We start from the raw sequence: 18,544 nt of genomic DNA, 5'->3' as shown, positions 1-18,544 counted from the left end.
GGGCTAATTGTTACCGATTCTATGTCGATAAAACATGAATTCCATTTTAAGTATTATTGACCATGTCAATAATACTAAGTTCCAGATCCATTAAGCAAAAAAAGAGCCGTAATTGCTTACGGCTCTTAGTTTAGTGATTTTTTTTACTAAAAATCAAACCGCGCTATCACCCTTTATAAATTTTAGGGTTAAATACGTCACGTAACCAGTCACCTAATAGGTTGATCACTAGAACGAGTGTTACCAAAAGCACACCTGGGAATGCTGTGATCCACCATGCTCCAGAGAAAATGTAGTTAAAGCCGGTACTGATCAGGGCACCCAGTGACGGTTGGTCGACTGGCAAACCTAAACCTAGGAAAGAAAGTGCCGCTTCCGACATGATGGCATTTGCCACCTGTACCGTAGAGATAACCAAAATTGGCGATAAACAGTTCGGTAGAATATGGCGGAACATAATACGTGGCGCTTTAAAGCCCATCACGCGAGCAGCTTCTACATATTCTTTCTTCTTCTCTGCCAATACTGATGCACGAATGGTACGCGCATACTGAGGCCATTCTGCAATACCAATGATGACCACCAGCATGACAACGGCGTATTGCGCATAGAAGTCACTACCAAAGCTTGCCTTAAAGATGGCAGACACAATGATCGCAACCATCATGGTCGAGAAAGAGAGCTGAACATCCGCAAAACGCATCAAGAAGCTATCAATACGGCCACCGAAGTAACCCGCTGACAAGCCAATGATGATACCAAGCGTCAGTTGTAGACCCACCGCTAAGAAACCAATGGTCAGTGATAAACGCGAACCGTAAAGCATGGTCGATAAAATATCACGGCCTTGCTCATCCGTTCCTAGCAAGAAGCGATCTTCGCCGTCTTCCATCCATGATGGTGGAAGTTCTGAGTCCATGATATCAATCGATGTCACGTCGTACGGGTCTGTTGGCGCTAGAATAGGTGCTGCTAGAGCCATCACTAAGAAGATTGAGAAAATGGCGAAACTCACCATTGCCACTTTGTCGCGTAAGAAGTAATACACAATGTCAGATTGCTTAAAACGTTCCCAGCGAGACGGCACTGTCGATGTCTGTTCCATGATTATGCTCCTTTCCCTGTGATGTTAACGGTTGGGTTGATAACACCGTAAAGCAAATCAACAATCGTGTTAGTCACTACGAAAATAAGACCAACAAAAATAACGTATGCGGTAATCAGTGGTGTATCTACACGGTTGATCGCTTCTAAGAATAAGAAGCCTGTACCTGGCCACTGGAAAACCGTTTCAGTAAGAATGGTGTAAGCCACCATAGTACCAATCTGAACACCACCAACGGTAAGTACCGGTAGCATGGTGTTTTTCAATGCATGTTGGTAATAGATTTTGTTTAGCGCTAAGCCTTTCGCTTTACCGAATTTGATGTATTCCGAGCTCAATACTTCCAGCATTTCAGAACGTACGAGACGAATGAACAGCGGTAGCATGATTGAAGCCAAAGCAATACTTGGAAGCACAAGGTGCGCCAAGCCATCAAGTGTTAGGAAACCAGATTCCCAACCAAACCAGTTTGCCGTATCACCACGACCAAAGGACGGTAGCCAGCCTAACTCGATAGAGAAGACATACATCAACATAATGGCCGTCAAGAACACAGGAACCGAGATACCGACACTACTACCCGCCATAATCAGCTTGGTAAAAAAGCTCTTAGGGTGAATAGCGGAGTAAACGCCTAGTGGAATCGACAGACAAACAATAATAATAGAAGCGCCAAACACTAACTCTAGTGTGGCTACTAGCTTATCGAGAATTACGTCCACAGCCGGACGCTTAAAGAAGTACGAAGTACCAAGATCACCCTGTAGAGCAGCGCCTACAAAGCGAGTGTATTTTGTAATGAAGGGATCATTTAAGCCGAGTTCATCACGTAGCGCTTGACGCTCCGATTCTGAAACAGATTGACCGACTAACTCACGCAACGGGTCGCCCAGGTTATCCTGTATGGCAAACGCCACCAAACTGATCACAAACATCACTATCAGTGCCTGAAACAGGCGCTTGACCAGAAACGTAACCATTCCTTGCCCCTTATCTATCCATGACTATCTAATCAAAATCCGCGACTAGATAAAAAATTTCAGTCTTAAAAAAGGTATTTAGCCAGACTGAAGGAAGACCAAATACCGAAACTTAAATCTATTTCTTAATAATTCGAGAGCCTGAAAAGCTTCAGGCTCTCGATTCTAGCAAGCTAGATTATTTTACAACTAGGTCGCCGAAGTAAGGCATAACCATTGGGTTTACTACGTCTGCTGCACCTACGTTAGACTTCGCGCCCCACGCTTCACTTTGCCAGTGAAGAGGAACAAACGCTGCGTCGTTGTAAAGTGTTGCTTCAACGCCTTTCAGCATTTCAGAACGCTTAACTGGGTCAGTTTCAGTGTTAGAAGCTTCTACAATTGCATCCATCTCTGGGTTTGAGTAACCAGAACAGTTGTATTGGCCACGACCCGTTTCTTCGTTACGAGTCATTGTTAGGAACTCACTGAAGTTAGCTGAATCTTCTGTATCTGAGTGCCAACCGATCATCATCATGTCTGCTGAACATAGGTCAAACTCAGGCCAGTATTGCGCTTTAGGCATCGTTTTAAGATCAACTTTGATACCAATCTTAGATAGCATTGCCGCTGACGCTTGAGCCACTTTTGCATCGTTCACGTAACGGTTGTTTGGTGCCATCATCGTTAGCGTAAAGCCATCTTCGTAGCCCGCTTCCTTCATTAGCTCTTTTGCTTTTTTCAGGTCGTAACGAGGTACTAGTGCATCATCGTGACCCGCGTAGCCTGTTGGGCTTTGCTGACCAGCTGCAGTAGCGAAACCTTTCATGATTTTCTTAACAATACCTTCATTGTTAATCGCATGAACGATTGCTTGACGAACGCGAACATCTTTAAGCGCTTCGTTGCTGTTTTGGTTCATTTGGAACGTAATGATACGAGTACCAGGCAGCGTCACTAGATCGATGTTTTTAGCGTTTTTAACACGCTTGTGATCGTTAGGTGCTACTGGGTGAATCATGTCTACATCGCCAGAAAGAAGGGCCGCAACACGTGTTGCATCTTCTTTGATTGGAACCAATGTTAGCTTGTCTACGTTACCTTTCGTTTCTGTATCCCAGTAATCGTTGAAACGCTCAAACGTTACTTTAACGCCTTGCTCACGTTGAGTTACGATGAATGGACCTGTACCTGAAACGTTTGTAGAAGCGAACGAGTTACCGTGCTTAACTAGCTCAGACTTGTCATTACCTTCGGCTGTTTGGCCTGAGTAAAACTTGCTGTCCATTGGGAAGATGTAAGTTGCTGTTTGTAGTACTAGTGGGTAAGCCGCTTTAGAGACTAGTTCAACTGTGTAGTCATCCACTTTTACCATCTTCTCGTAAGGCGTGAAGATAGACTTAAAGTCTGGAGATGCTTGTAGACGTTCGAATGTCCACACAACATCGTCAGCTGTTAGTTCATTGCCTGAGTGGAATTTAACACCCTGACGTAGATTAAAGCGGAAAGTCGTTTCATTGACACGTTCCCAGCTTGTCGCTAGGCGGCCTTCAAAATCCATCTCTTGAGTGAAACGTACTAGAGGGTCAAACACCATGTGAGACATTTGCAGTGTGCCGCCAGATAGCTGCTCGTGCGGGTCAAGTGACACTGGGTCAGCTGCGTAGCCAACAGTAATATCTGCTGCTGCTGCACTAAAGCTTAGGCCAGCTGCCATCAAAGCTACTGCTAATTTGCTTTTCATGGTTTTCATTGCATAACTCCTTCATGCGGGAATCCAGATCCCTAGTTGTTGTATTTGCGTCTGTTATTGTATTTCAGGCAGGCTAAGCCTCTAACCTGCTGAAATTTATATTGCGGCTTGTGCCACTGCTTTTTCTTCTCGTAAGCCCGTAAATTCAGGCATTAAAGAAATTAGGTGTTGGCTATATTCATGCTGTGGAGAGTTAAATAACTGCTCAGTAGGCGCCACTTCCAGTAGCGTACCCATCTGCATCACACCAACACGATCACACATCTGACGAATAACCGGTAAATCATGACTGATGAACAGCATCGTTAGGTTGAGTTCGTCTTGTAGATCTTTTAATAGGTTTAGGATCTGCGCTTGTACCGATACATCTAACGCCGATGTTGGTTCATCACAAATCAATAGGCGAGGTCGCGTTGCCAAAGCACGAGCGATAGAAATACGCTGACGCTGACCACCTGAGAATTCATGCGGGTATTTAACCCCTGCCATTTGTCCAAGGCCAACATGATCCAATAAGTCATGAACAATCTGACGAGTTTCGTTCTCGTTGCGAGTCAGTTTATGGAAACGAATAGGCTCTGCGATGATGTCAAAAATCTTCATACGCGGGTTCATTGACGTATACGGGTTTTGGAAAACCATCTGCATTTGACGACGCATTGGGCGACGTTCTTTTTCAGATTTAAGCCCAGTAAGATCGACACCTTCAAAGGTTACTTTGCCTGAGTTTGGTGCGTATAGGCCTGCGATAACACGTGCAATCGTTGATTTACCAGAACCAGACTCACCCACTAGACCAAAGGTTTCACCTTCATGCACTTCAAAGCTTACGTTGTTTGAAGCTTGCACATACTCGCGACGGCTTTCGAAGAAAGAATCTTTTGTCGTGAATCGTAGGTTAACGTTTTCTACGTTCAGTAGCGGACCTGTGTATTCACGATGATCTTGGCTTTGACCTAACCAGTGATTTTTTACATCTAAGGCTTCCATCTCGTGTGCTTCTTCGATGTAGCTAACAAGAGGGAAGCGGTCGAGTTTACGGTCTGAGCGAGGAACGGCTGAAATCAAGCTGTGCGTGTATGGGTGTTCAGGTGTACCCAATACTTGTTTCGTTGGGCCGAATTCAACCAGATCACCACGGTACATAACCGCAACACGGTCAGTCACGTTAGACACAACACCCATATCGTGGGTTACCAACATACAACCTACGTTTTTCTTAATACATAGATCGCGAATCAGACCTAAGATTTGATCTTGGATAGATACGTCTAGAGCGGTGGTTGGTTCATCGGCGATGATCAGGTCAGGTTCGCCTGCCAATGCAATCGCGATAACCACACGCTGACGCATACCACCAGAGAATTGGTGCGGATACTGTTTAAGGCGGTTTTCAGGTTGTGGGATACCCACTTGGTTCATTAAGTCTAATGAACGCTGATAAGCTTCTGCATCCGTTACCTTCATATTGGCATGGATGGTTTCTTTTAATTGCTGTTCTACGGTAAATAGAGGATTAAGAGAAGTCATTGGATCTTGAAAGATAAATCCAATCTTAGAGCCGCGAACTTTACGCATCTCTTCCGGAGATAAACCCGATACTTTTTCGCCATCAAGGAACACTTCACCGCTCGCAATACGACCAGGAGGGCTTAGCAAATCGATCACAGCATTACCTACTGTTGATTTACCAGCGCCAGATTCACCAACAACACCGACAATCTCGCCGCGTTCAATGCTAAACGACAGTGATTTTACTGCAGCGTGTACACCATGACGTGATGGGTATTCGATACGAAGATTTTTTACTTCTAAAAGTGACATTACCAGACCTCTACTGCTTTGGCAGCTCTCTGCCCTGTCTGCAAAATTGAATCCATTCTTACCAGAATATTGTTCTGATATTTTATACGGTTGACAATTTGGCAAATAATTCACAGAAAAGCAACAAAAATAGGATAAAAAGTCGACATTAAACGCTTAGCAAGCAAAAGCACCACATAAGTATTCACGTAGAGAGCATATAGTAAGAAAAAACAACATCATATTGTTGGTAATAAACACTCACAAATCCCTTACTACTACTTACTTGTAGAGTTAAACCTATGGTTCAAAGCAGATCTCACTGCCAGTCACTAAAAACAAATAATTATTCCAAAAAACAATTAACACTATAGAAACAAACGCTAACTTTATTAATTTAGGCAAATAAAACAACCAGATAGATCTCATTTAGCCATACATTCCACCCCTCCCATTACTTCAACGAATACAAACAAGAAAAACGAAAGGTTTAATAAATTAGAGAAGACTTTGAGCGACTGGGTGCAAAGAAAGTTGTTAAATACAGGCCTTAGTGAGCAAATTTGGGGTCAGTTTTCACTTTTCATAAAAATCTTTAGACCAAACTTATTAACCTGTCGAATAATTGAGTGATTTATTTATATAAAATTAGATATAGATCTGCACATTTCATAAAGCATTGATCTCAATTACGGCGTGAAAATCTAGAAAATCGATGGTGGGTGTTTTATATAGAGAGCGCTGGAGTGAAGTGGTGCCACGCGAGATATCGGAATGAGCGAGTTCCCTGCACTCAAAATCAAAAGTTGAAGAATTTCCGAGACGATAAGTGTAAAAAAGCCCCGTCATTTCTGATGCGACGGTTAGTTGAGGCTTCTTAAGTGATCGGTGAAGAGACATTCTTTGAACATCGGACGAACCCCACTTGGGTTCCAATCTAGTGATCTACAGATGAAAAAAAAGCTCATCATTTCTGATGAGCTTTCTTAAAGGTGGTCGGTGAAGAGGGATTCGAACCCCCGACCCTCTGGTCCCAAACCAGATGCGCTACCAAGCTGCGCTATTCACCGAGACGTTTCGTTTGATTTCTCAAACAGGGAACTTCAAAGAAATTACCAAAATTAATGGGGTGGCTAACGAGATTCGAACTCGCGACCACCGGAATCACAATCCAGGGCTCTACCAACTGAGCTATAGCCACCACTAATTTTTTATATAACCGCTTAAAAGCGATTATTGAAATAGTGGTCGGTGAAGAGGGATTCGAACCCCCGACCCTCTGGTCCCAAACCAGATGCGCTACCAAGCTGCGCTATTCACCGACTAATTTTGTCTCGACTCTTGGGAATAATGAGTCAACACTGGAAGCTGAAGCTACCGTTATTTTGTAAAGAAAGAATGGGGTGGCTAACGAGATTCGAACTCGCGACCACCGGAATCACAATCCAGGGCTCTACCAACTGAGCTATAGCCACCATTGTTTCTTTTTTGCCAATTCTCACTTACCGAAGTAAGAGACCGGATGGCGCGCCTGAAAGGATTCGAACCTTCGGCCTTTGGCTCCGGAGGCCAACGCTCTATCCAGCTGAGCTACAGGCGCATGCCCTGTCGGCGGAGTGGAATAATACGTATATCACCTAAGGTCGTCTAGTACTTTTTTAACTTTTTTTTCTGTTTGGTCTCTTTTTCGACAGTTAATATGTGATAAACCCCTTATTTGAGTACTACAACCCTCTGGAGCTTATAAGTTGTTGTTTATTGCAACAACTTATCAGGATATAATCACCCATTATTTACATTGATTTAACAGTCGCTTTTTGCAACTTAAATCAACACACCCCTCTAACACTATAAATTGGTAAGCACGTACTTACCTTGGGAATGTAAAGTGAGTTTAATGGATATGTCTCGTCGAATTTTAACTGTTGTTATCGCAGCTTTAACCTTTTCTACTGGCGTTATGGCTTCAGGCCTAAGTGAAGCGGAGCAAGATCTTATTGCTGAGCGCATCAAACCAGTTGGTCAAGTATACCTAGTCGGTAGTGAGCCAGTCGTTGCTGAACCAACAGGCCCTCGTGATGGCGCAGCAGTTTACGGAACCTTCTGTATTGCTTGTCACGCATCAGGTGTGAGCGGTGCACCAAAAACTGGTAATGCTGGTGATTGGGCTCCACGAATTGCACAAGGCCGAGACATCCTAGCAGATCACGCAATCAACGGTTTCAATGCAATGCCTGCTAAAGGTTCATGTATGGACTGTTCTGACGATGAAATCAAAGATGCTATAGAGCACATGATTGCTGGCCTGTAAGCCAAAACAGATTGATATAAAAAAGGTGACCATAAGGTCACCTTTTTTGTTACCTGAAACTCTGTCTATTACTTCTTATTAAACATCGCACGAATATTCGCAATGTGTGCCTGACCTTTTTCCATTCTCTCTTCAGCCGACTGCGGCTTTTTCACCGATTCCCACTCCACATCCTCATGAGGCAACTCATCTAGGAAACGGCTTTGTGTTGGCTTGATCAACTCACCGTACTGTCTACGCTCACGACACTTAGTGAAAGTCAGCTCTTTCTGCGCTCGAGTAATGCCTACATACATAAGACGACGTTCTTCTTCTACATTACCTTCATCAACACTGGTTTGGTGTGGAAGAATGCCCTCTTCTGCCCCCATCAGGAATACATACGGAAACTCTAGGCCTTTCGAAGCATGCAGCGTCATCAATTGAACCTGGTCTGCATCGTCGTTATCTTCACCACGTTCCATCATGTCACGTAGGGTTAAACGTTGAACCACTTCGCGAAGTGTCTTCTCTTCTTTATCGTAATTATCACCTTCTAGATCGGCAACAATCCAACTATAGAGATCAGACACGTTCTTCATTCGCATCTCTGCCGCTTTCGGGCTTGGAGAGGTTTCGTAGAGCCAATCTTCATAATTGATATCACGAACCAAGGATCGCACCGCTTCAACGGTGTTTCCACGTTCAGCATTATCGGAGATACGAACAATCCAATCAGAAAAACGACGCAGGTTTTCTAAACCACGACCAGTCAATGTCTGTTCTAACCCCATTTCGAAGCTGGCTTCAAATAGGCTTTTGCCTCGCATATTGGCGTAACTGCCCAGCTTCTCTAGCGTAACAGGGCCAATCTCGCGACGCGGCGTATTCACAATACGTAGGAAGGCATTGTCATCATCCGGATTCACCAATACTCGCAGGTAAGCCATGATGTCTTTTATCTCAGCTCTGGCGAAGAAAGAGGTACCGCCAGAGATTTTGTAAGGCACTCGGTTCTGCATCAGCGCTTTTTCAATCAATCGAGATTGGTGGTTGCCTCGATAAAGCACCGCATAATCTTTGTATTCAGTGCGATTCAAAAATTTATGCGCAATGATTTCGCCAGTAATACGCTCGGCTTCGTGCTCTTCATTCTTGGCGTTAAGTACTTTGAGCTTTTCGCCATCAGGGATCTCAGAGAACAGTGACTTCTCATACACGTGCGGGTTATTGGCGATCAAGATGTTCGCCGCACGCAAGATACGACTGGTTGAGCGGTAGTTTTGCTCAAGCTTAATCAGGCGTAAATTTGGGTAATCTTCGCCAAGTAAAACCAAGTTTTGTGGTTTCGCACCACGCCATGAATAGATAGATTGGTCATCATCGCCAACAACGGTCAAACGACCGCGTTCACCGACAAGCAAGCGAACCAATTCATATTGACTGGTGTTGGTATCTTGATACTCATCGACCAACAGGTAACGAATGCGTGACTGCCAACGCTCACGAACTTCTTGATTGGTTTTCAATAGCAAAACAGGCATTGCGATCAAATCATCGAAGTCTAATGCGTTATAAGCCTTCATTTGTTTTTGATACATCTCAAAACAGAATGCAAATAACTGCTCTTGTTCACCTTGAGCACGTGCTTTCGCCTGATCTGGCGTGAGCATGTCATTTTTCCAATTTGAAATAGTGCTCATCAATGCACGTAACAAATCCTTATCACCATCGATTTGTTTCTCGGTTAGCTCTTTTAATAAAGCTAACTGGTCTTGATCATCAAATAGAGAAAAACCCGCTTTTAAGCCAAGCGCTTTGTACTCACGACGGATGATCGTAAGACCCATGGTATGGAAGGTCGAAACAATAAGTCCTTTCGACTCGCCTTTCCCTAAAGTTTGTCCAACACGCTCTTTCATTTCACGTGCCGCTTTATTAGTAAAAGTTACCGCAGCAATGTTACGAGCTTTATAACCACATTCCTGAACCAAATAAGCGATTTTATTGGTGATTACACGTGTTTTACCTGAGCCTGCGCCCGCTAAAACGAGGCAAGGACCAGAGACGTATTTCACAGCTTCATCTTGTCTTGGGTTCAGTTTCATTACTTTCTCAACATGGTTAAAAGGTCTATTTGTTCACGCGCGCCTATAATAATGGTGCAACGGTACGAATGCTATGCTCTCTTACACAAGAATTTTACTCTATTTATGCAAAACTCTGTTGCACAAATGTACGTAATTCAGGCTATAATGAATGAACGTTCATTCACTAGTGATTAGTCTATGACCAATAATACATCTCAAGATAAACGCTTACAGATACTCTCTGCTGCGGAAAAGTTAATTGCCGAGGTAGGTTTTCAAGGCTTATCAATGCAAAAACTGGCCAAAGAAGCAGGTGTGGCTGCCGGTACTATTTATCGATATTTCGATGATAAAGACCATTTAATTGAAGATGTTCGCATTCAGGTAACTCAAAGAGTCGCGGACGCTGTTCAAAATGGTGTTAATGATTCAGATTCAATAAAGCTACGTTATAGAACTATGTGGTTAAACATATGGAACCTGGCGGGCACGAACCCTGCAGCAATCAAAAACAGGGTTCAGTACGATTCTCTACCTGCAATAAATAGCATGGCATTTAGGGAACTTGAAAGAAAAATGTTTGCCCAAGTTGAGCTACTGTTTAACGAGGGTAAAGAGCAAGGAATTTTTAAACCACTCAATAATGAAATTTTAAGTGGTTTAAGTTTAGCCGCTAGCGTGTCACTTGCACGCAAGCACTCTTTAGGTTTTTACCAAATGGATGAGGCCGCATTAGAAGCAGCCATTGAAGCCAGTTGGGACGCAATAATTACACACTAGATCGGAGTTTTGACCATAATGAAAAAGTGGACTTTCTTCATGTTACTCATCGCTGTACTGCTTTTCGGCAGCGTTATCGGGTTCAACATGTTCAAACAACAAAAAATTGCTGAGTACATGGCAAACCGTCCTGAGCCAGAGTTTCCGGTAACGGTGACTGAAGTTCAGCCGATCGACTGGATTCCAGTGATTGAAGCGATTGGTTTCATCGAACCAAACCAAGGTGTAACACTGGCTAACGAAACCAGCGGTGTCATTGATCAAATCTCTTTCGAATCAGGTACTGACGTTAAAAACGGCCAGCAACTTGTTCGTTTAGATTCAGATGTTGAGAAAGCGAACCTGAAAAGTTCGGAAGCGCGTTTACCTGCTGCAAAAGCAAAGTACAAGCGTTACCAAGGTCTATTCAAGAAAGGCTCTATCTCTAAAGAAGCATACGATGAAGCAGAAGCGAACTACTTCTCTCTATCGGCTGATATTGAAAGCCTGAAAGCGTCGATCGAACGTCGTGAAATCCGTGCACCATTCGACGGTAAAGTCGGCATCCGTAATGTGTATCTAGGTCAATACCTGCAGTCGGGTACTGATATCGTTCGTTTAGAAGACACCAGTGTTATGCGCCTGCGCTTTACGGTTTCTCAAACAGACATCTCACGCATTAATGTAGGTCAAGCTATCGATATCTTCGTTGACGCTTACCCTGAGACGCCTTTCGAAGGTTCTATCAGCGCAATCGAACCTGCAGTAAGTATCCAAAGTGGTTTGATCCAAGTTCAAGCAGACATTCCAAACAATGATGGCAAGCTTCGTAGCGGTATGTTCGCGCGTGCCAACATCATTCTGCCTAAGCTAGAGAACCAAGTAACACTACCTCAAACAGCAATCACCTTCACACTATACGGTGACAATGTTTACATCCTAACGGAAGAAGACGGTGTTCAACGTGTTGCTCAACATGTTGTAAAAGTAGGTGAACGTACCGCTGATATTGCTCACATCCTTGATGGTGTTAAAGCGGGCGATACAGTTGTAACTTCTGGCCAAGTTCGTCTAAGTAACGGTGCCAAAGTTAAGGTTGTGGAAAGTGATGCGATCACGCCACCATCTGAAACACCTAAGCTGTAACTGGAGGCATAATGCGCTTTACTGATGTTTTTATTAAACGTCCAGTTCTAGCGGTATCCATCAGCTTTTTGATTGCGCTGCTTGGTCTACAAGCAATCTTCAAAATGCAGGTGCGTGAATACCCTGAAATGACGAATACCGTGGTAACCGTAACAACGAGTTACTACGGTGCAAGTGCCGATCTTATCCAAGGCTTTATAACCCAGCCCCTCGAACAGGCTGTGGCTCAAGCGGATAACATCGACTATATGACTTCATCTTCTGTACTGGGTAGTTCAACTATCACAGTTAACATGAAGTTAAACACCGACCCGAATGCAGCGCTGTCTGACATACTGGCCAAGACAAACTCGGTACGTTCTCAGCTTCCAAAAGAAGCCGAAGATCCAACCGTAACCATGTCGACTGGTTCAACGACCGCGGTACTTTATATTGGCTTTACCAGTGATGAGCTCGTATCAAGCCAAATTACCGATTATCTAGAGCGTGTAATCAACCCACAGCTATTTACGGTAAATGGTGTATCTAAAGTCGACCTTTATGGTGGTATGAAATACGCACTGCGCGTATGGCTAGATCCGTCAAAAATGGCAGCTGTTAACCTCACCGCGACTGATGTTATGTCGGTATTGGATGCCAACAACTACCAATCAGCGACAGGTCAAGCTACTGGCGAATTCGTTCTTTATAACGGCAGTGCCGATACGCAAGTATCGAACACTGAAGAGCTAGAGAACTTGGTCGTTAAAAGTGGTGAGGGTGAAATTATTCGCCTGTCTGACATCGCTAAGGTTTCTTTAGAGAAAAGCCACGATATTTACCGAGCGAGTGCAAACGGTAAGGAAGCGGTTGTTGCAGCAATTAACGCGGCACCAAGTGCGAACCCTATCAACATTGCCGCTGATGTTCTTGAGCTTCTTCCTCAATTAGAGAAGAACCTTCCAAGTAACATCTCGATGAATATCATGTATGACTCGACCATTGCGATTAATGAATCAATTCAAGAGGTTATTAAAACCATTCTTGAAGCGGCATTAATTGTACTGGTCGTAATTACGTTGTTCTTAGGTTCATTCCGTGCGGTTCTTATCCCAATCGTTACTATCCCACTATCTCTAATTGGTGTGGCTATGGTAATGCAGGCGATGGGCTTCTCTTGGAACCTAATGACGCTACTGGCAATGGTACTGGCTATCGGCTTAGTAGTTGATGATGCCATCGTGGTATTGGAAAACGTCGACCGGCATATAAAATTAGGGGAATCCCCTTTCCGAGCAGCCATCATCGGTACTCGTGAAATTGCAGTACCCGTTATCGCAATGACACTAACGCTAGGTGCGGTATATGCTCCTATCGCAATGATGGGTGGTATCACAGGCTCGTTGTTTAAAGAGTTTGCACTAACCCTTGCTGGTGCTGTTTTTGTATCGGGTATTGTGGCGTTAACGTTATCGCCAATGATGTGTTCAAAAATGCTCAAAGCTCACGCCGAGCCAAGCAAGTTTGAGCAGAAGGTACATAGCGTACTAGACGGCATGACCAATCGCTACGAGCGTATGCTTGGCGCGGTAATGCAGCATCGTCCAGTATTCATTGGCTTCGCTATCATCGTATTTGCAAGTTTGCCACTGTTATTCAAGTTCATCCCTAGTGAGTTAGCGCCTTCAGAAGATAAAGGTGTAATCATGCTGATGGGTACAGCACCTTCGAATGCGAACTTGGACTACATGCAAAACACCATGAATGACGTAAACAGCCTTCTGTCTGATCAGCCAGAAGTAGCGTATGCGCAGGTGTTTACTGGTGTTCCTAATGCAAACCAAGCCTTTGGTATCGCATCAATGGTTCCGTGGAGTGAGCGTGAAGCAAGCCAGTCTGATGTAGCGAACCGTGTTGGTAACTTGGTGAAAGATGTTCCTGGTATGGCCGTAACAGCCTTCCAAATGCCAGAACTTCCAGGTGCAGGTTCAGGCCTTCCTGTTCAGTTTGTTATTACAACACCGAACAGCTTCGAGAGCCTATTCCAAATCACAACAGAGATCTTAGCCGAAGTATCTACTAACCCGCTGTTCGTTTATTCAGATCTTGATTTGAACTACGACTCAGCAACGATGAAGATCCATATCGACAAAGACAAAGCGGGCGCTTACGGCGTGACGATGCAAGACATTGGTATCACTCTAGGTACTATGATGTCTGATGGTTACGTAAACCGTATCGACTTGAATGGTCGTTCTTACGAGGTCATCCCTCAAGTTGAACGTAAATTCCGTCTAAACCCTGAATCAATGAACAACTACTATGTTCGTGGCGCAGATGGTAAAGCAATTCCTCTAGGCAGTTTAATTACGATTGATGTTGTGGCAGAGCCTCGTTCTCTTCCTCACTTCAACCAATTAAACTCAGCAACGATTGGTGCAGTACCAGCTCCTGGCGCAGCCATGGGTGATGCGATCAATTGGTTTGAAGACATTGCAGCAACCAAGCTACCAAGCGGTTACAACCATGACTACATGGGTGAGGCTCGTCAGTACGTAACAGAAGGGAGCGCACTATACGCAACCTTTGGTTTGGCTCTGGCTATTATCTTCTTGGTTCTAGCGATTCAATTTGAATCTCTAAAAGATCCATTGGTTATCATGGTATCTGTACCACTTGCTATCTGTGGGGCACTTATTGCCTTGGCTTGGGGCGCGGCGACCATGAACATCTACTCACAAGTAGGTCTCATAACCTTGGTCGGCTTGATTACCAAGCACGGTATCTTGATCTGTGAAGTAGCAAAAGAAGAGCAACTGCACAATGGCAAGACGCGTATTGAAGCCGTTATGGAAGCTGCGAAGGTTCGTCTTCGTCCAATCCTAATGACTACTGCTGCGATGATTGCGGGTCTAATCCCATTGATGTATGCAACGGGTGCAGGTGCGGCTCAACGTTTCAGTATCGGTATTGTAATCGTTGCTGGTCTAGCGATCGGTACATTGTTTACCTTGTTTGTACTGCCAGTAATCTACAGCTACCTAGCAGAGAAGCACAAACCTCTACCTATATTTGTTGAAGACAAAGACCTAGAAAAACTAGCTCGCGTCGATGAAGCAAAAGCGGCTCACAGAGAATTAGCTGATAATAAGTAATCTCTAAGTCGTAATAACAATTAAAAAGGCTACTTCGGTGGCCTTTTTTTTATACGCTAGAGGCGACTTCTTCGGTGTGATTAAATAGAATGGTAGGAAATATTCAGGAGTTTTAATTGATATGTTTGATCCAAAAAAACTAGAACAGATTGCTAAGCAGATCCACGACTCGATGCCTCAACCAGTAAAAGAGCTAGGTTCAGATGTAGATCAAAAAGTTCGCCAAGTTATCCAAGGCCAACTAAACAAGCTAGACGTTGTGAGCCGTGAAGAGTTTGATGTTCAAACACAAGTACTTCTACGCACTCGTCAAAAGCTGACAGAGATGGAACAGAAGCTAGCGGATTTAGAAGCAAAGATTGCTGACAAGTAAGCCGCAAAGCAATAAAACTGAAAGGGTTGGTGTGAAAACACCAACCCTTTTGTATTTATAAGGCTCAATCAAGAACTGAAATTCGACGTCTAAGACCTATCAAGCCATGTTCATTTGATTGGTTTGTAATACTTTGCGCCTAAAAGCAAAAAGGCTTGGTCAACGGCGACCAAGCCTTTTTATTAGATGTTGTGTTGCTTAATTAAAGCTCCAACCTGTAAGGAGCTAGTGATACTGCTTTGCTTTTTCTACAAATTTATCAGTATCTAAGCGACTAACTAACCGCCTACAGCGATACGCTTCATGTCGCTCATGTAGCTACGTAGCTCTTCACCAATGTACTCTACAGGGTGGTTACGGATAGCTTCGTTTACTTCAATCAACTTAGCGTTATCTACTTGGTTAGATGTTTCACCTAGACCGCGACCGATTACGTCAGTTGCAACTGAAGGCATGAACTGCTCGCGTAGTAGCGGTGTTGCTACGTTAGCGAATAGGTAGTTACCGTATTCAGCTGTATCAGAAATTACTACGTTCATTTCATAAAGACGCTTACGAGCAACTGTGTTTGCGATTAGTGGAAGCTCATGTAGAGACTCGTAGTAAGCAGACTCATCGATGATGCCAGATGCTGTCATTGCTTCGAATGCTAGCTCAACCCCCGCACGAACCATAGCAACCATAAGGATACCGTTATCGAAGTACTCTTGCTCTGAGATTTCTACGTCAGAAGTTGGGTAGTTTTCGAATGCAGTTTCGCCTGTCTCTTCACGCCAGCCTAGTAGGTTCACGTCATCGTTCGCCCAGTCAGCCATCATAGTGCTAGAGAAGTGACCAGAAATAATGTCATCCATGTGCTTGTTGTAAAGCGGACGCATTAGATCTTTTAGCTCTTCAGAAAGCTCAAACGCTTTAACTTTAGCTGGGTTAGATAGACGGTCCATCATGTGAGTTACGCCACCGAACTTAAGTGCTTCAGTAATCGTTTCCCAACCGTATTGTAGAAGTTTACCTGCGTAGCCTGGTTCGATGCCATCAGCAATCATCTTCTCGTAAGATACGATAGAACCTGCTTGTAGCATGCCACATAGAATTGTTTGCTCACCCATAAGGTCAGATTTAACTTCAGCTACGAATGAAGACTCTAGGCAACCTGCACGGTGACCACCAGTACCAGCAGCCCAAGCTTTAGCGATATCCCAGCCTTCGCCTTTAGGGTCATTTTCTGGGTGAACAGCGATCAATGTTGGAACACCGAAGCCACGCTTGTACTCTTCACGTACTTCAGAACCTGGACACTTAGGTGCAACCATTACAACAGTAAGGTCAGCACGTAATTGCATGCCTTCTTCAACAACGTTAAAGCCATGAGAGTAACCAAGAGCAGCGCCTTCTTTCATTAGAGGCATTACTGTCTCAACAACATTAGTGTGTTGCTTATCAGGAGTAAGGTTAATAACTAGGTCTGCTTGCGGGATTAGCGTTTCGTAGCTACCAACTACAAAGCCATTTTCGTCAGCATTCTTGAATGATTGACGCTTCTCATCAATTGCAGCTTGGCGTAGAGCGTAAGATACGTCTAGACCAGAATCACGCATGTTTAGACCTTGGTTTAGGCCTTGAGCACCACAGCCAACAATGACGATCTTCTTACCTTCAAGGTATTCAGCTTCAGTCGTAAATTCTTCACGATCCATGAAACGGCAGCGACCTAATTGGTCTAGTTGCTCACGAAGGTTTAATGTATTGAAATAGTTAGCCATTGTAGGGTACTCCTTTAAAAATAAGTCCGTAAGGTCGATATCTCTCTATCGAATGACTTCATACTAAAACAGACACCCCGTTGCTGAAAGTGATATATTCACAATTAGTTATTGCAATAAATGCAACATGGAAACGATCACAGAACATGAACATAAAATCTCTACAATTATTTATACATTTATGTGATAGCAAGAGTTTCAGTAAAACAGCTGCTGCTATGCACGTTAGTCCTTCAGCCCTTAGTCGTCAGATACAAAAACTAGAAGAAGAAACAGGGCAAGAACTGCTTATCAGGGATAACCGAAGTGTTGACCTCACACCAGCAGGGAAACATCTCTTGCCTGTGGCATTGAGCATCGTTGGCGAGTGGCAGCAATATAATCTTCACCTAAAAGGGGGAGAACAGGAGCTCAAGGGTGAGATCCGTATTTTCTGTTCCGTAACAGCAAGCTATAGTCACCTTCCTGAACTCATTACCGAATTCAGGGCTATTCATCCGTATATTGAGTTTAAGCTCTCTACCGGTGATCCAGCACAATCCATCGACAAGATACTGAATGATGAGGCTGATATTGCTATTTCAGCTAAACCTGACATTTTGCCTTCAAGATTAGAATTCGAAACCATCAGCGATATACCACTGTCAGTGATCATCCCATCCGGTGTAAGTAGCTTTAGTCAGCAACTGCAATCCGAAAAGCCAAATTGGAATGAGGTTCCTTTTATCATTCCCGAAGCAGGTACTGCTCGTGAACGTGCGAATGCTTGGTTCAAAAAGATGAAGATAAAGCCCAGTATTTACGCACAGGTATCTGGACATGAGGCGATTGTAAGTATGGTAGCGCTGGGCTGTGGAGTGGGTATAGCTCCTGATGTCGTCATTAACAACAGTCCAGTGAGAGACAAAGTCGATCGTTTGAAAATAGAGCCGATAAAACCGTTCGAACTAGGTGTCTGCTGTAAACGGTCTCAACTTGAGAACCCACTGATTAGAGCGTTTTGGCAGGTAGCCGAAGGAAAGTATCTCCCTGGCTAGTTAACCTTAGATATGTTGGTTAAGAGAATAATAGAGAGAGCACGTTAGTGCTCTTTTTTGTTTTCTAAATAACAGATATGAAAAAGCCCGCTGATTTCTCAGCGGGCTTTTCAATGGTGGTGGAGGGATAGGGATTTGAACCCTAGAACCGCTATTAACGGTTGCCGGTTTTCAAGACCGGTGCTTTCGACCACTCAGCCATCCCTCCAACAAATTGTCATCAATAGATTAGTACACTAATGATGTTGTTAATTGCTAATGCAAGTAACGATATTTAAAGCCTGGCGATGTCCTACTCTCACATGGGGAAGCCCCACACTACCATCGGCGCT

12 protein-coding genes and 6 tRNA genes are annotated in these 18,544 nt (G+C 44.0%); 6 read left to right on the top strand and 12 right to left on the bottom strand.

Annotated features, from left to right (window positions below; genetic code table 11):
• Positions 1–166 precede the first annotated feature (166 nt).
• The 9 genes from BCT49_RS20560 to BCT49_RS20520 all read right to left on the bottom strand — a co-directional run bounded on the left by BCT49_RS20560 (position 167) and on the right by BCT49_RS20520 (position 7,220).
• Positions 167–1,105: an ABC transporter permease gene (locus BCT49_RS20560; protein ID WP_017112126.1), complete on the bottom strand. Its 939-nt coding sequence runs from the start codon at positions 1,103–1,105 to the stop codon at positions 167–169.
• 2 nt (positions 1,106–1,107) lie between these two features.
• Complete coding sequence (locus BCT49_RS20555; protein WP_017112127.1) at positions 1,108–2,085, bottom strand: ABC transporter permease; 978 nt, start codon at positions 2,083–2,085, stop codon at positions 1,108–1,110.
• Between the two features lie 178 nt (positions 2,086–2,263).
• Positions 2,264–3,817 (bottom strand): ABC transporter substrate-binding protein, encoded by a 1,554-nt coding sequence (locus BCT49_RS20550; protein ID WP_017112128.1) that lies wholly within the window; start codon positions 3,815–3,817, stop codon positions 2,264–2,266.
• A 96-nt stretch (positions 3,818–3,913) separates the two neighbouring features.
• Positions 3,914–5,641 carry a dipeptide ABC transporter ATP-binding protein gene (locus BCT49_RS20545; RefSeq protein ID WP_102306667.1) on the bottom strand — a complete coding sequence of 576 codons (1,728 nt, stop codon included), beginning with the start codon at positions 5,639–5,641 and terminating at the stop codon, positions 3,914–3,916.
• A gap of 972 nt (positions 5,642–6,613) precedes the next feature.
• A tRNA-Pro gene (locus BCT49_RS20540) sits at positions 6,614–6,690 on the bottom strand.
• A 55-nt stretch (positions 6,691–6,745) separates the two neighbouring features.
• Positions 6,746–6,821, bottom strand: a tRNA-His gene (locus BCT49_RS20535).
• 44 nt (positions 6,822–6,865) lie between these two features.
• Positions 6,866–6,942, bottom strand: a tRNA-Pro gene (locus BCT49_RS20530).
• A gap of 77 nt (positions 6,943–7,019) precedes the next feature.
• A tRNA-His gene (locus tag BCT49_RS20525) sits at positions 7,020–7,095 on the bottom strand.
• Between the two features lie 48 nt (positions 7,096–7,143).
• Positions 7,144–7,220, bottom strand: a tRNA-Arg gene (locus BCT49_RS20520).
• Between the two features lie 297 nt (positions 7,221–7,517).
• On the opposite strand from BCT49_RS20520, the gene BCT49_RS20515 reads away from it, so the two are divergent.
• Complete coding sequence (locus tag BCT49_RS20515; protein WP_102437826.1) at positions 7,518–7,931, top strand: c-type cytochrome; 414 nt, start codon at positions 7,518–7,520, stop codon at positions 7,929–7,931.
• A 68-nt stretch (positions 7,932–7,999) separates the two neighbouring features.
• Here BCT49_RS20515 and rep read toward each other — a convergent pair whose 3' ends face one another.
• Entirely contained in the window at positions 8,000–10,018 is a 2,019-nt protein-coding gene (gene rep / locus BCT49_RS20510) for a DNA helicase Rep (RefSeq protein WP_017112130.1), read from the bottom strand.
• Positions 10,019–10,198: 180 nt separating this feature from the next.
• Between rep and BCT49_RS20505 the strand changes: the two genes are divergently transcribed.
• From BCT49_RS20505 to ubiK, 4 genes are all read left to right on the top strand, one after another.
• On the top strand, positions 10,199–10,780 hold the full coding sequence (locus BCT49_RS20505) for a TetR/AcrR family transcriptional regulator (protein WP_102437824.1): 582 nt from the start codon (positions 10,199–10,201) through the stop codon (positions 10,778–10,780).
• Between the two features lie 18 nt (positions 10,781–10,798).
• Positions 10,799–11,905: an efflux RND transporter periplasmic adaptor subunit gene (locus BCT49_RS20500; protein WP_102437822.1), complete on the top strand. Its 1,107-nt coding sequence runs from the start codon at positions 10,799–10,801 to the stop codon at positions 11,903–11,905.
• Positions 11,906–11,916: 11 nt separating this feature from the next.
• Positions 11,917–15,039: a multidrug efflux RND transporter permease subunit gene (locus BCT49_RS20495; RefSeq protein ID WP_102437820.1), complete on the top strand. Its 3,123-nt coding sequence runs from the start codon at positions 11,917–11,919 to the stop codon at positions 15,037–15,039.
• Positions 15,040–15,160: 121 nt separating this feature from the next.
• On the top strand, positions 15,161–15,412 hold the full coding sequence (gene ubiK, locus BCT49_RS20490) for a ubiquinone biosynthesis accessory factor UbiK (protein ID WP_009848085.1): 252 nt from the start codon (positions 15,161–15,163) through the stop codon (positions 15,410–15,412).
• A gap of 278 nt (positions 15,413–15,690) precedes the next feature.
• Here ubiK and ilvC read toward each other — a convergent pair whose 3' ends face one another.
• The gene (gene ilvC / locus BCT49_RS20485) at positions 15,691–17,175 is read right to left on the bottom strand and encodes a ketol-acid reductoisomerase (protein ID WP_017105790.1); all 1,485 of its coding nucleotides are present in this window, start codon (positions 17,173–17,175) and stop codon (positions 15,691–15,693) included.
• Positions 17,176–17,321: 146 nt separating this feature from the next.
• On the opposite strand from ilvC, the gene ilvY reads away from it, so the two are divergent.
• Complete coding sequence (ilvY, locus tag BCT49_RS20480) at positions 17,322–18,212, top strand: HTH-type transcriptional activator IlvY (protein ID WP_102437818.1); 891 nt, start codon at positions 17,322–17,324, stop codon at positions 18,210–18,212.
• Positions 18,213–18,329: 117 nt separating this feature from the next.
• On the opposite strand, the gene BCT49_RS20475 is transcribed toward ilvY, so the two are convergent.
• A tRNA-Ser gene (locus BCT49_RS20475) sits at positions 18,330–18,420 on the bottom strand.
• Between the last annotated feature and the right edge of the window lie 124 nt (positions 18,421–18,544).

The organism is Vibrio lentus (genome assembly GCF_002875945.1).
In the GTDB taxonomy this organism is placed as follows: Bacteria; Pseudomonadota; Gammaproteobacteria; order Enterobacterales; family Vibrionaceae; genus Vibrio; species Vibrio apostichopi.
The sequence above is the reverse complement of the archived record's forward strand: the minus strand, read 5'-3'. Positions and strand labels throughout refer to the sequence as shown.

Coding starts and splice junctions, on each gene's coding strand:
- ilvC (WP_017105790.1), bottom strand. CDS start 17,175: ATGGCTAACTATTTCAATACATTAAACCTTCGTGAGCAACTAGACCAA.
- rep (WP_017112130.1), bottom strand. CDS start 10,018: ATGAAACTGAACCCAAGACAAGATGAAGCTGTGAAATACGTCTCTGGT.
- BCT49_RS20550 (WP_017112128.1), bottom strand. CDS start 3,817: ATGAAAACCATGAAAAGCAAATTAGCAGTAGCTTTGATGGCAGCTGGC.
- ubiK (WP_009848085.1), top strand. CDS start 15,161: ATGTTTGATCCAAAAAAACTAGAACAGATTGCTAAGCAGATCCACGAC.
- BCT49_RS20500 (WP_102437822.1), top strand. CDS start 10,799: ATGAAAAAGTGGACTTTCTTCATGTTACTCATCGCTGTACTGCTTTTC.
- BCT49_RS20560 (WP_017112126.1), bottom strand. CDS start 1,105: ATGGAACAGACATCGACAGTGCCGTCTCGCTGGGAACGTTTTAAGCAA.
- BCT49_RS20545 (WP_102306667.1), bottom strand. CDS start 5,641: ATGTCACTTTTAGAAGTAAAAAATCTTCGTATCGAATACCCATCACGT.
- BCT49_RS20555 (WP_017112127.1), bottom strand. CDS start 2,085: ATGGTTACGTTTCTGGTCAAGCGCCTGTTTCAGGCACTGATAGTGATG.
- BCT49_RS20515 (WP_102437826.1), top strand. CDS start 7,518: ATGGATATGTCTCGTCGAATTTTAACTGTTGTTATCGCAGCTTTAACC.
- BCT49_RS20495 (WP_102437820.1), top strand. CDS start 11,917: ATGCGCTTTACTGATGTTTTTATTAAACGTCCAGTTCTAGCGGTATCC.
- ilvY (WP_102437818.1), top strand. CDS start 17,322: ATGAACATAAAATCTCTACAATTATTTATACATTTATGTGATAGCAAG.
- BCT49_RS20505 (WP_102437824.1), top strand. CDS start 10,199: ATGACCAATAATACATCTCAAGATAAACGCTTACAGATACTCTCTGCT.